The following is a 13,354-nucleotide window of genomic DNA, read 5'->3' on the forward strand; positions in this document are numbered from 1 at the left end:
GCTGCTAATCAAAAGGTAATGTATACCCTGAAAAAACCTGAAGGAATTCAAGAAGACTGTATTTCTGAAATAGCAATCGATCAAAATAATGATTTTTTAAAGATGCTCTTCACCCTCATTGATACAAAAAGAAGTCAGGGCATTACGAATGTCGATTTTAAATTTGAAAATCTACTTGATATGATCTCTCCTAAGAAAGTCATGGACGACATTCGACAAGTCAGAAAAGAAATCCATTACTTGTATGGTGAATATGAGAAATTAGATGATGGTGATCCAAAAAAATTGGATACAGGGGACAAACTAAATCTAATGTTTGAAGTAGCAAGTAAAAATTACAACAATGTCATGGCCATGCTACCTTTAGCAATCGAGGATATTAAAACTAGATTATTGTTAGGTGTTAATCAGGATGAGGGGGAATCCGAAAAATTACAAATTGGGACCCTTTCTATTGGTGACAATGGTGAGTTGAAAATTATTGAGGCACCTCAAAACAATAGCTCGGAACTTATGGTGATTGAAGAAAATAGTAACTATGGTTTAAGTACTGTTTTTGAAGAGGATTATGAGGCGATTACAGAATCTCCTTCTTCCTATGTAAAAGATTTAGTTGTAAGAACGTTCTCACCTCTACCAGCTGTGAAAGCCGAATTTGATGTGGAAACAGAAGTTCAAAATTACAATACATACCTTGAGTTCTATAAGAATGCGAAGGATGAATTTGTAAAAACGGTCAAGCCTTTAGTGGAAAAGCTATTAGGCATCAAAATGTACTTTGATCAGTACACAACGAAAAATAAAGGGATGCAGCCATCATTGCTTGTGACAAACACTAAGCTCGATATGCTCGTAAAAAGTAATAATCTACCACGGTTACGTACGTATTTAAATACAGTAAACTCTAAAAATGACTTTACGGATACGGTGTGGTATGGCATTGTTCCTGCACTAGAACTAGAGGCTACTGGAAAAATGAAGGTAAGCCGATCACGGTTTAAAGGGAACGATAAGGTTGCCAAACAAGAAGGCAACACAATGGAATCCCTATCGATTCTTCTAGATACGATAAAAGATTACAAAGTTCAGGTTTTCTTCAACTTCATGGCGGAGGAAGAAACAACATTCAACGGCATTGCAACCGCAGGGATAGATCGTCTGATTGATAAATGCTCTGTGCTTGTTCGAAAAGACTATAGTGAGTTTGCGATACCGTGCTTACCGAACTTCACCATAATTCCAAAGGATAAATCGGGTGTCGTTATTGATGCGAGAATGTACACTACTGAAAATGGTGCACGATTATCTAAGGAAAAGGAAGATATTTTAAAGCTATGGATTGAAGGGGTCTATGTCGGTGCTAGCTATGTAGCTGCCGGTATCGTTTCAGCTTATCAATGTCCAGAATATTTAAAAGAGTCGTTTAGAAATGTTCAGAGAAATTATCCTGGCGTACGATTCGATATTGAAGCTGGGGATCACTCACTTAGAGCTGTTACAACAATGGCAAAGGAAATCTCAGGATTTACGAATAATATTAAAGATGCGATTAACAGCAGAAGCTTTGGCTTTGTGTTCTCTTCAGAAAATGCTCAGCTTCAAGATAAAGATATTAAACGTATTACTGTCTATAAAGCTAGAAGCTTAGCGATGGAAGAGGATGGATTCGATTCCATCTACAAAACACAGGTGAGTACGTATATTGAAAGAATTTTACGATTCCAATCAGGTGACTTTAAGCATGAAAATATTGTTAGGTTCTTCAGTAATAATCCAAGTAGTCAAAAAAGTAAATGGCTGAATGATAAAGGCTATGTCAACTCCATTATCCAAGATGGAGATGATATCGGCTACATTATCGATGAGAAAACGAGCACGTGTCAAATTGACCTTGTGTTTAATGGTAATGTGAAGAATTTAGAAGTGATGATTACAAAAGGAACTAGTGCTGTTAAAGCCTAACAAGTTTAAACATACAATTATTCAATTTTTCAGTCGTATGTTTAAGATTTTTTAAATCTTTTAACATAAATATGAATCTTCATTAAGATGGAGTGTTACATATTTCTCGATGTTTTATTGAGAAATGAAAACAGCAAGTGTTCAAAACTTTCATCTTATGAACAGAAGATTCAAAAAATATTAGGAGGGAATAAGAATGGGTTTTGTATTAAAAGTAGAAGGATCAGAGGCAATTGAACTAGGGTTAGAAAGTATTATGTCTGTTGAATATGAAACAGATACGCCAAATGACTCTAACGCACGTTCTACAGATGTTGGAGCCACTTTAAAAGTAAGAGGTAAAATTCTTACAGCAACTGATGGTGACAATTCTGATGATACGATGAAATTAGGTTTATGGTCATTAGTACCAGCTGAAAAGGCTGACTGTTACCGTAAAGTGACATTAGAAGTTGTTTCAGCAGATCAAGTAGTAAGAAAAATTCATTTCCCGAACGCTTTTGTGGTGGACTATACAGAAAGATTCGGTGACACAGAAGGTATTGGTGAATTCTTCTTATTTGTTAAACAAAAGAAAGACAAAACAGACTTGGCAAAAATCGAAGGCGGCTACGCTGTCTAAGAGTGAGATAGCACACTAAAAATTATCTAAGGGGCTTAATATAGCTCCTTAGATAATTTTTGAATAATCCTAGTACTGGGGATGAAAAGATGAAAACACATTATGACACATTAGGTGTTAGTAAAGACGCGACACAAGATCAAATAAAGCTCGCTTATCGAAAGCTTTCAAAAAAGCATCATCCTGATGTAAGCGGAGGAAACAAAGAATCTGAAAAAATTTTCTTAGAAGTCACAGAGGCATATAAAGTTTTGAAGGATGAAGCTGCTAGGAAGGCCTATGATGCTCGACTAGATGGTACTGCGCAAAGTTGGAATAATGAACACTCAGCTAATAAGCAATCGACAAGTCAACAGTCGACTGCACAGAGGCCAGATTTTAATATGAACAATATTGAAAAAAACTTTGAGCATTTCTTTGGCTTTAATCCTAAAACAAAAGAGACGTCCTCAACGTTACATAAGAAAAATAAGAAGAATCCTCTTGATACTACAGATTTATTCGAACGTTTCTTTAATAAATAATTCAAAATGGCAGGAGGGAGTGTGATTATATGCAGGAACCATATTCAAGTAAAGATTATAGTGACAATGCAAGGAAAAAAATGTTTATAAGAATCATCGATATTATTATTATCACAATTGCCTTCTTTTTTATCCTATATGTTTTTGTTATGAATCAGGAAGTCCTTTTAAAATTTGTTATCGGAACCGTAATGGTGATACTTGCTATTATTTATGGTTCTCTCAAGTACGAGGCAAAATCACTCACTCAAGCTAAGACAAACAACGACATTTCAAAGCTAGTACTTCTTAATGAACGTGGGATGGAAGTAGATGAATGGGAGCTGGGTGATCAAATTTCATTGCTTATCGGGAAAAGTACAGCTGAACATAAGGCAGATATTGATTTGTGTGGAACGGAATATGAATCTCTTGTGAATTATGAGCATGCTGTATTAAATTGTGTAGCTGGAATTTGGTATATAGAGGATATAGATTCTGTAAATGGTGTTGGCTTAAAAAAAGCTAATAAGCGCGTTAAAAATAGATTGAAACAAGAGATCCCTTACCCATTAGGTAATGGAGACACAATATACATAGCAAATACGCGAATTTTGGTGAAATAGAGAAAGAATTCGGAACATAGATGGGGGATAACGAAATGAGTTTGATAAGATGTACAAATGGTCACATGTTTAGTTCAAGGAGACATCGCAATATTTGTCCATATTGTAACGTGATGGTGGAGCAGGAGCACAGACAAAATAGCCCAACCGCTCCTGTCGTTGAATCAGATGATAAAACATTGCCCTATTTAGGAGAAATGGATGGAATTGATCCAGTAACAGGTTGGTTGGTTTGTATTGAAGGCCCTCAAATGGGTAGAGATTATCGCATCTTATCTGAAAAGAATTTTATAGGTAGAGCAGAAGATATGCATATCCGGATAGCAGGAGATAATTCCATCTCGAATCGTAATCATGCTGTCATTGTTTATGATCCAAAAAAGCGTAATTTTTATTTATTACCAGGTGATGCCTCTGGATTAGCTTATCTGAATAATGAAGCCGTTTATACACCAACGGAATTAGCAGCTTATGATGTTATTCAGTTAGGAAGAAGTATGTTTTTATTTATTCCATTATGTGGTGTTCACTTTGAATGGGAAAACAATCAAAGTGAGGAATGATGATATATGGACCAAAATTTAGTGCCTTACATAATTGCCTTAATTTTCATCATTATCCTCATCGTTTTGCTAATTATCAGAGGTATTCTAGCTCAAAAAATGGATAAAGGGAAAATTTATATTGGAAATGGCCAAACGATAGGAAGACGTGATGAACAGGATGATTATTTCTCCACAACCGAAACGACGCATGGCACAATTGCAGTGCTTGCAGATGGTATAAGTGGTTTAGCCAATGGTCGTATGGCCAGTACTATCGCTGTCACGACATTTATAGAAGAATTTAAAAGGCTTACTACCTTAAAAAATCTACCTAACTTTTTTAAGGATGCAGCGATGGCAAGTAATCATATGATTTTAGAAAATTTAAATGGCTCGAACGGAGGAACTACGTTAGTCACGGCTATTATCGACAATGAAGGTTTACTCCATTGGGGGGCTGTAGGAGATAGTGTTATCAAAATTTTTAGAAATGGCGAATTTATAGCGGTTAACCAAAAGCATATTTTTGAATCAGTGTTAACAGAGCGATATATATCAGGTGAAATAACTCAGCTTGAGGTGCAAGAAAATCCTCTGAAAAAGAGACTTATCAATTATTTAGGGTATGAAGGCTTTAAAAATCTTGATATTGGGAAGAGCCCTATTCAGCTAAATAGAGGCGACAAGGTATGTCTTTTTAGCGATGGAGTCTATGACACGTTAACAGAGGTTGAAATGGAAAAAATTCTCTCACAGCAAACTCCTCCCTATGATATTGCTCAAGACATTATTAAAGCTGTTGAACAAAAACGCTTAAAAAATCAAGATAATGCAACCATCGTTATTCTAGAAAAAACATGGTAAACATTTTACATGTTAAGGAGGAGTAATCATGAGAAAAGAAAACAGCGACTTTAAAACTAGTTTTCTATCCGAAGCTGGTTCATTTTTGCAGAACAAAGATTACTTTGCCTATACAGAGCTCGACGATGTAGCCTGCTGGGTAGCTGTAAAAGGGTTAGATTCTGATCAGGAAATAAGTAGCGCAGAACTTGCTGTGAAGGCAATTTTAGAAAAATTTATGGAAAAGCCATCCATGTCTAGAAGAAGTATTAAAAAATATTTAAGAAATGCGCAAGCTATACTTCAGGCTCAAAGCTTAAGGGTGAGATTAAAGGCAAGTATTGTTATGGTCGTATCTGATTACTCAAAAATGATTGTTGCAGTCGCGGGGAATTCGAGGCTATATCATTTTCGTAATGGTACTTTATCGTATAAAACCACTGATCAAAGCTTAGCGCAGGAGATCGTTAACAGCAGGAATCGTTCGCTGGATATAAGCCAGCACGAGGAAAGAAGCAACCTACTAAATTATCTTGGTAAACCTGAAGATTTTAAGCCCTTTGTTTCTAAGAAAATGAAGTTATTGGATGGCGATGTGTTAGTGCTTTGCACGGCGGGCTTTTGGGAGGATGTCAATGAGATTGAAATGGCCGACGCGCTGGAAGATGCGAAAGATCCTGAGCAATACACGGATTTATTAGAAGAGGTGCTTTTAAGTAGGCAAAGGAAGGTTGTAAATAATTATACAATTGCCACTATATTTGCTAATAAGGTTTATCAGGAAACAAATAAGAAAAAAATGAAGTACATTAAAATGATTGCTGCGGCATTAATTGTAGCTTTAGTCGTTGGGGGCAGTACCCTGTTTTATCAAGCGAAGCAAGCTAAAAAAATGGCAGAATTAACCGTTGAAATGAAGGACCATGAAAAGAGCGGAAATCTTTATTTTCAAGATGGAAATTATGAAAAAGCGCTTCTGGAATATAGTGAGGGCAGAAATGCAGCCAAAAAATTGAAAGATCCAATACATAGAAATTTACTGGCTAAAAAGTTAAGAATTACAGATCTCATCTTAAATGGAGATAAATCAGCCGAAGAAGGAAAATTTACAGATGCTCTTGAGCAATATGAAAAGGCTAAAAAAGAAGGAAAGCTCATTAAGAACTTTGGAAAGGAAGCAACTGAGCAAAGAATAGCGAATATGGATACGATTGTTCAAATTGCTGAAGCTGTGAAGGATGGAGATTTTCGATTTGAAGCAGAAGATTACAATGGTGCACTTGAAACATATGAAAAGGCAAGGAAAAAAGCTCTCACCATCTCCTATACTGGTGAGCCTCAAATAAAGACAAAAATAGAAGAGACAGAGGCTAAAATTGCTGAATTGAAAAAGGCCCAGAAGGAATTGAGGGCAGAAGGTTTAGAAAAAAGTGGAGATCAGAGCTATGCACGTCAAGAGTACGGAAAAGCGATTGAATATTACACACTTGCACAGGAAATTTATCAGGAGACAGAGCTACTGTCAAAGGTTTTAGGTCTTGAGCGAAAGGTTATGAACGCCAATGATAAATTAAATCCACCTCCTCAGGCACCGGCTACTGATATAGACCCATCTTACGAAGCGGCAATACCATTTGAAGAAGGGGCAGCTGCCAATGAGTCATCTGATGCTGAAGTGATGAAAGAGGGAAAGTAAAGTGATAAAAGAGCTCATGTATGAACGGTTACGCAAAATAGAGGATTTAGAGCAACGTCAACTGCTAAAAGATATTGTCAGTGGCGTTTTTGTAAATTTAATTGACTATCAGGATGAAATGAATAGAAAGCTTGAAGAGCGAGTATTTAACGAAATAGAAGATGTTGAGAATAGGTTTGACATTTATGTAACGCTTAGTTCAAAGGAGGATGTTGACCCGATTCATCAATGTTTATTTCCGATGCGACCAGCTGATTTAGAAACGAAAGTAATCGATACAGCTAACTTACTTCAATCGTTAAAAAACAAAGAACAAGCCGTCCTGTGTACTTTATTTCTAGAGTGTGACTCGATACAAATTCATCAGTTACTAGTTGAGGAACGATGCTTTAATGGAACTCTCGTCACAACAGAAGGACAAGTTGAGATAAAGGTAAGTCTTTCAAGAAATTCAGACTATTTGCAAGAAATCGATAAGCTATATCCGATATTCCAAATTAATGGATTGCCGTGGAAAACCATTAATCACCCGTACGCCTATAAATTTTTGGATGTAAATTTAGTAGATTGTCCCCCTTTAAATGAAGATACTGAAATCATTGAGATAATGGTTGATTTAGAGGAATACGAGTCAAAAAAGAGACTGGACATGGTTCCACTATGGAATATTGAACGACATGAGGTCAAGAATGTGGGGTTCCCCATTCCTGCTATCGATAAGATCAATTATGAGCATGTCCTTTCAATCCGCAAAACCGGCAACGAGCATGGGTATCTTGTTGAAGCGGATGAAGAGAATGTTCGTTACGTTAAACGTTCAGATAATGAATTAACCATTGTTTCACCACAAGACAAGTCAGGGGTTTGGCAGTTAATTAAAATTGCAAAAATGGAAGATGAGAAAATTGGAAAGCTTCATTATGAGCTTGTTTCCAATCGACGAATAGAGCATTTTATGCACAAATTTGCTAGTAAGTATACTGCAAATGTTAAAACGAAGGGGGAGATTACTAGGATGATTAACTCCTTCGAGGCAGCTGTTAGCGTTGAGCTAGTAGATGTAGATATAGTGGACTCTTTTTCAAGGGCAGGTATTACGCATTCAGCAAACCCTTTCTTAACAGAAATGATAGGAGAAAATAGTCATAAAAAAACGATGCTACTAAAGTTTAAGGCAAAAGCGAAAAAAGATTTTATAGCAAATGATATTTTGAGCTTTTTAGTATCCGAAGTACAACGACATTTCTTTGAATATAAATGTGTAGGTGTGTGGCTATGAATTATATTTGGGATTTGCTCATTAAAGCCGAGGATGAGGGACTTTCTAAAAAGGATATAAATTTTCATCTTGCCGAGACATATTCGCCCTATATGGAGCTTAGTCCTCAGTTTTTAAATACACAGTTGGTTGAGCAGCACGTCGAAGTAAATCCGTACTATCGCTACTTTGATATTTTTAACAACCTTTTTCATCCGGATAATACGTCTGATAGAGCGTTTAGGGAATATCTTTTCGACATCGTACTGCATTTCTTAGCTGACATTGATCGTATGCAGGGGATGAATAAAAAAGAGTTTTTTATTCGCTTTATTTTAAAAGATATCGAAGCGAATGTATTTGGCAATGTAGTACGTCAAAATATTCGTTCGTTTTCAAAAAAGGAACAAGAAATAGTGGTCCTGAACATGCTGAGACTGTACCAGACAGGGGATGAAATTTATTTATTAAAGGATACGCTAAAAAGGCTCTTTAAAGGTTGTTTCATCTATGTAAAATCAGAGGAGCAAGATGAGCTGCTTTTATATATAAGTCAGAAGAAGACAGAGCAGAATGAGCAAAAAGTACAACTCATACAGGAAATATTTTTGCCTATCAGCTTCCATTTAGAGGTTTATTGGCAGTATCACTTCGGCATAATCGATGCAGAGGAAACAATGAAGCTAGATCGAATAGCTCTTTACTAAACAGGGCAGAGGAGGGATTCGTAATGACGACTAAATATTCATATAAGCTGTATGCGAATAAGCGTTATACAGAAAAGAAATATATGACCTATACACGAGTAGAATTAATGGAAATGACAACCTTCCAGCTGAGGAATATATGTTATAAGGAAAAACTTGTGACAGGGCTTATTAACACATTAACTAGAGACGAGTTAATCGACAAAATTTTACGATATCGTGGCGCTGAAGAAAACCCTCTAATTAAAGAAAGTAAGGATGGGGGATTCGAAAGAGTAGAAGCAGCAATGCAGAAGTATTTAAAAACACCACTGTCTGACAATGGTGAGATAAAGATTCCTGCCAAAATGAGCTTATATAGCGGTATGAAAATTGATAAGCCAGATCAGTATTTCGTAGAAACCGGTGGATTTCTAGTTGAATCCAATGTACTGCTAGTCAATGAGCAGCTAGATCTTTGCGGCATCCTTCATGTTATAAAAGACGATCAGCTGCCAAACAAGTATTATTTTGCGGCAGATGAGGCATTAGAAATTCGAAAGACTAACAATAAAAACTACAGCTTTATATTTTTAAGAAAGCAAGATTCTGAGTATATCTATAAGACTTACTATCAGGAGACCCCACTTCCGCCTACAAATCTTCACTATTATAAGGTTCCAATACCAGATTTAGAGATTAAACAGCTAGAAACAACCGATGCGATTCTTGCTATTGATTTTGGAACTACCAATACAACGGCCGGTGTTTACTTAGAAAGTGATTATGTCTCTTCTCCTTGTAGCCACGACCTATTAAATGACAGAATTCAGCTAAATAGCATCAATTTTGTCCAGTTTCCCGATCCACTTCACCAAAATGAATGGATCGAAGTAGTGCCGACAGTCATGACAGTGGCAGATTGCTCAAATCAAGACCAAGTGAGCTATTACTATGGCTATGAAGCGTTAAAAATGATGAAAAAAAATAGCTACACTTCATTGGCAACGAAATTCCAAGGCATTAAACGCTGGGTTAGTAATTATGCCAAATTGGAAGAGATAATGGATGCGAACGGCAATACAGCACTTGTTCCGCGAAGTCAGATATTAAGAGAGTTTATGCTTTATATTATTCAAATGGCAGAGCATCAATTTAAATGTCGCTTCAAGCATTTACATATTTCGAGTCCTGTAAAGCTGAAAAATCAATTTTTAGATATGTTTCAGACAATTTTACCCGAATACAACATCGAAACGGAACATGCTCTCGATGAAGGGATGGCCGTTCTTTATAATACAATCGCCAATCAAATAGAGAATAATAGCTTCTTGGATGGGAAGGAATATAAGGCACTGGTCATTGATTGTGGTGGTGGAACAACCGATCTTTCCTCCTGTAAGTTTCGAATAGAGGATGGACATATTTCATACAAAATTGATATTCATACAACCTATGAAAATGGAGATACCAATTTTGGTGGTAACAATATTACCTATCGTATTTTCCAATTTATGAAGATTGTCTTTGCCAATTACTATAGTCGGGGAAAAAGTGCTTATGATATTGATGCACTAATTGATATTCCAGGCAAGGATATTTATCGATATGTAGACGATCATGGGGTTGATGAGGTATACAAACAATTTGAAAAAGCCTTTTCGGATGCTGAGTATATCATTCCAACTCGCTTTAAGGAATACGAAAATCGCACACGTGATGAATATTTACGTGTCCGAAATAATTATTATTTCTTATGGGAAATGGCAGAGGAAATGAAGAAAGAATTTTTCCGTAAAACAGGCATTTTAAGAAGCCGCTTTTATTCAGACAGTGATATGCAGCACGATAGCGATTTAAATGTGACAGCAGTAGATCGATGGTGCCTATCTCTGCTTGAAAACAATCAATTTAAGGAAGTTTATGATTATCCAAATGTCTTTTTCAACATAAAAGAAATTAATCATCTTATCAAGGCTGATATTTATGATATTGTGCGTGAGTTTTTAGAGGAATTTTATGAGAGCGGCCTTTTGGGCGAATACTCCATTATTAAATTAACTGGACAGTCCTGTAAGATTGATGCATTTCGTGAGGCTTTAAAAGAATTTGTACCAGGACGAAGCATTGAATTTAGGCAAAAAGCTGAAAATATTGGTAAAGTGCCAGAATTAAAGCTTGCTTGCCTTAGAGGAGCACTGCGCTATTTAAATGCGAAAAAGATAGGCATGATTGAAACAAAAGTGACAAATCATGCTCCTGTTGTACCTTATGCTGTAAGTGCCTTTACACATAATCGCCAGGAAAAATTACTTATTAGTAGCTTAGAAAGGCTAAACCAAATTCATGGTACTATTTCCCGTCCATGGGGTGTAACAGAAGTGGAGTTTTTCCTAACTGGCAGTGACAATCAGTCATCCTATAAATACACTTACTTTAATCGTCCTGAGAATTTTAAGCCTGTTCTTTATGAAAATATTGCGGCAAACTATTACGATAAAATTCCACAAGACGAGACGGATTCTATCATGAATGGCGAAGTGAAATTCTTTGTTTTTGCAGGCGAAGATCATTGGGGCTTCCATGTGGTGCCAGTAGCGCGAAAAGACGAACAACTGTTTATTGGAAAAAAAGAATTCTTCGCCTTTGAAGCTGATTTATCGGAACTAGATTTCTTTGACGGATTAAAGTAGAGCAAGCTCACGTGATAAAAAAGAAAAGAGGTGGGTGACAGCTTGTTTGCTAATCAATATCCACATTTTCATAAAGGTCGCATTTTAAAGCGAGAAATGCTGGAGAATTTACGAGATTACCCAAGAGATTTTTTAGATTTATATTTTCAAGATTATTCAAACGGCATCATTGCTGGTGTCCATATTATTGTAGCGGATACACGTCTTATCATTACAAAAGGCATAATTAAGCATAAAGGAAGGCTCTATTTGCTAGATAGTAGCTATGAGCTTCCTTATGAAGCTACAGGAAGTGAAACGATTTTAAAAGTACGATTTGCTGAAGAAGCAAATGACTTAGATTTTAGCAATTACACAACAGAGATTGTCTTAGACGATGCGTTAGAGCTTGCTCATAATGAACTAGAATTAGCGCGCTTTAAATTAAAATTAGGTGCCAAACTACGCTCACAGCATACCGATTTTTTCGACTTTGCGACAGAATATAACACCGTAAATTATCTTCATTGTCAGTATGCAGGGTTAGAAAAAAGCACCTACCATCCACTCATTTTGCAATACTTTGCACGAGAGCTTTTAAAAAACCGGCCTGCTAATCCGTATGATATTGCCTTTGCCTTAGAGTGCTTAAATCAGGAGAGAGTGCAAAGAGATGTAATTGATTTCTATATTTGCAACCGGCTAGAGTTGGACTATCAAACTTTATCTAATAGCCAAATTCATAAATATTTAAATCGTATTTTGTTGGAATCTAAGGGCGGTGGTCATATGAAAGGGATTGGTCAAGGGCGACCAAAGCGCATGATAGTTGATTAGTAGTCTACTAGTGGATTAAGATGCTGGCTCGTTAGGGGAAGAAAAGGAGATACGAATAACAAAGGAGGGGAAATAAAATGAATTTCATGGATGAAGAAGTCATTGAGATGACAAAGCATGCAAGGCAGAAGAAACGACTGGAGAACATCGAAAACCAATTGTTACATACTGACATCGTTCAAGCTATTAAAGAAGGCCAGCTAACGATTGAAGATGAAATGATTGAATTTGCAGAGAGTAGTTTTTATGAGGACCAAATTCGGATGTTTATTCCTACAGCTTTTGAAGAGATGGAACCTGAATTAATGGATATTAAATATCCATCAAGCCGTAGACCCGATTATATCTACACAAGTGAAAGTACATCTATTAACATCACGATGAAAATGATGGAGCAACAGATTCAAGAAGAGGAATTAGAAGATTTCACACAAACGATGATGAATATCCTTCGAAAATTACAGCCAGATGCTGATATGTTAGATATCGGCATAAAAGAAGTGGATGGTCGTCAAATCGGCTATTTCGATTTCATTACGAAGGCTCTAGATTCTAAAATTTACAATTTAATGTTTTTGTTTATGGTAGGCGATAATGTAGCAACAGGCTCCGTGAATTGCTTGAAAACAGAAATGCCTATTTGGCAACCAATTGCATACGGCATGATGGAATCAATCTCAATCGAAAACAAATCATTAGATGGAGAAGGTGTTGTTTGATGGAGCGAGTAAATAAGGAAACAGCTTTAACGTATAAAGATATGGTTGTGATGCCCTATAATATCCGCGTTAGTGAAATCGAAATTACACAACAAATGAACGAGCATGCAACATTGCGTTTAACAGGCGTGATTCCAGATGAACTTGAAGATTCCTACGTCTATATGACAGATGCAGAAACGGCCATTGAAGTATTACAAATTAGTAGCAATGGACAATCAAAACCTATATTTAATGGGCTTGCGTTGGATGTGCAAGTGAAAATGGTTATGGGTACGTATTATTTTGAGGTTAAAGCCGTTTCACATACGTATAAGTTAGATGTGAAGAAGAAAAATCAAACATATCAAAATGCAAGCATGCCCTATAGTGAATTAATCAATGT

Annotated in this window: 12 protein-coding genes and 1 pseudogene; all 13 read left to right on the forward strand. The window is 36.4% G+C overall.

The genetic code is table 11. From position 1 onward, the window contains the following. A partial coding sequence (locus RT445_RS19625) for a transcriptional regulator (RefSeq protein ID WP_313471375.1) occupies positions 1-1,962 on the forward strand: 1,962 nt, incomplete at its 5' end. Between the two features lie 196 nt (positions 1,963-2,158). Next, complete coding sequence (locus RT445_RS19630; RefSeq protein WP_269898149.1) at positions 2,159-2,584, forward strand: membrane-associated protease 1; 426 nt, start codon at positions 2,159-2,161, stop codon at positions 2,582-2,584. Between the two features lie 89 nt (positions 2,585-2,673). After that, positions 2,674-3,108 (forward strand): J domain-containing protein, encoded by a 435-nt coding sequence (locus tag RT445_RS19635; RefSeq protein WP_274793688.1) that lies wholly within the window; start codon positions 2,674-2,676, stop codon positions 3,106-3,108. Positions 3,109-3,137: 29 nt separating this feature from the next. Then, complete coding sequence (locus RT445_RS19640) at positions 3,138-3,713, forward strand: FHA domain-containing protein (RefSeq protein WP_269898151.1); 576 nt, start codon at positions 3,138-3,140, stop codon at positions 3,711-3,713. A gap of 35 nt (positions 3,714-3,748) precedes the next feature. Further along, a complete protein-coding gene (locus RT445_RS19645; RefSeq protein WP_274793687.1) occupies positions 3,749-4,276 on the forward strand; it encodes an FHA domain-containing protein in 528 nt (175 codons plus the stop codon). Positions 4,277-4,282: 6 nt separating this feature from the next. Next, entirely contained in the window at positions 4,283-5,122 is an 840-nt protein-coding gene (locus RT445_RS19650; RefSeq protein WP_274793686.1) for a PP2C family protein-serine/threonine phosphatase, read from the forward strand. Between the two features lie 28 nt (positions 5,123-5,150). Beyond that, positions 5,151-6,797, forward strand: a complete 1,647-nt coding sequence (locus tag RT445_RS19655; protein ID WP_274793685.1) for a serine/threonine protein phosphatase — start codon at positions 5,151-5,153, stop codon at positions 6,795-6,797. Between the two features lies 1 nt (position 6,798). After that, on the forward strand, positions 6,799-8,076 hold the full coding sequence (locus RT445_RS19660; RefSeq protein ID WP_312507604.1) for a normocyte-binding protein: 1,278 nt from the start codon (positions 6,799-6,801) through the stop codon (positions 8,074-8,076). Further along, positions 8,067-8,762 (forward strand): iron-dependent peroxidase, encoded by a 696-nt coding sequence (locus RT445_RS19665; protein ID WP_274793684.1) that lies wholly within the window; start codon positions 8,067-8,069, stop codon positions 8,760-8,762. Before RT445_RS19660 ends, RT445_RS19665 begins: the two co-directional genes overlap by 10 nt. A gap of 23 nt (positions 8,763-8,785) precedes the next feature. Then, on the forward strand, positions 8,786-11,434 hold the full coding sequence (locus RT445_RS19670) for an acetate and sugar kinases/Hsc70/actin family protein (protein WP_274793683.1): 2,649 nt from the start codon (positions 8,786-8,788) through the stop codon (positions 11,432-11,434). A 42-nt stretch (positions 11,435-11,476) separates the two neighbouring features. Next, positions 11,477-12,250: a DNA and RNA helicase gene (locus RT445_RS19675; protein WP_274793682.1), complete on the forward strand. Its 774-nt coding sequence runs from the start codon at positions 11,477-11,479 to the stop codon at positions 12,248-12,250. 77 nt (positions 12,251-12,327) lie between these two features. Beyond that, entirely contained in the window at positions 12,328-12,969 is a 642-nt protein-coding gene (locus tag RT445_RS19680) for a hypothetical protein (protein WP_274793681.1), read from the forward strand. Continuing rightward, a pseudogene (locus RT445_RS19685) lies at positions 12,969-13,354 on the forward strand (hypothetical protein); the annotation flags it as partial. The gene RT445_RS19680 and the pseudogene RT445_RS19685, both read left to right, overlap by 1 nt.

Source organism: Lysinibacillus sp., assembly GCF_032093475.1.
In the GTDB taxonomy this organism is placed as follows: domain Bacteria; phylum Bacillota; class Bacilli; order Bacillales_A; family Planococcaceae; genus Lysinibacillus; species Lysinibacillus irui.

Coding starts and splice junctions, on each gene's coding strand:
- RT445_RS19630 (WP_269898149.1), top strand. CDS start 2,159: ATGGGTTTTGTATTAAAAGTAGAAGGATCAGAGGCAATTGAACTAGGG.
- RT445_RS19635 (WP_274793688.1), top strand. CDS start 2,674: ATGAAAACACATTATGACACATTAGGTGTTAGTAAAGACGCGACACAA.
- RT445_RS19640 (WP_269898151.1), top strand. CDS start 3,138: ATGCAGGAACCATATTCAAGTAAAGATTATAGTGACAATGCAAGGAAA.
- RT445_RS19645 (WP_274793687.1), top strand. CDS start 3,749: ATGAGTTTGATAAGATGTACAAATGGTCACATGTTTAGTTCAAGGAGA.
- RT445_RS19650 (WP_274793686.1), top strand. CDS start 4,283: ATGGACCAAAATTTAGTGCCTTACATAATTGCCTTAATTTTCATCATT.
- RT445_RS19655 (WP_274793685.1), top strand. CDS start 5,151: ATGAGAAAAGAAAACAGCGACTTTAAAACTAGTTTTCTATCCGAAGCT.
- RT445_RS19670 (WP_274793683.1), top strand. CDS start 8,786: ATGACGACTAAATATTCATATAAGCTGTATGCGAATAAGCGTTATACA.
- RT445_RS19680 (WP_274793681.1), top strand. CDS start 12,328: ATGAATTTCATGGATGAAGAAGTCATTGAGATGACAAAGCATGCAAGG.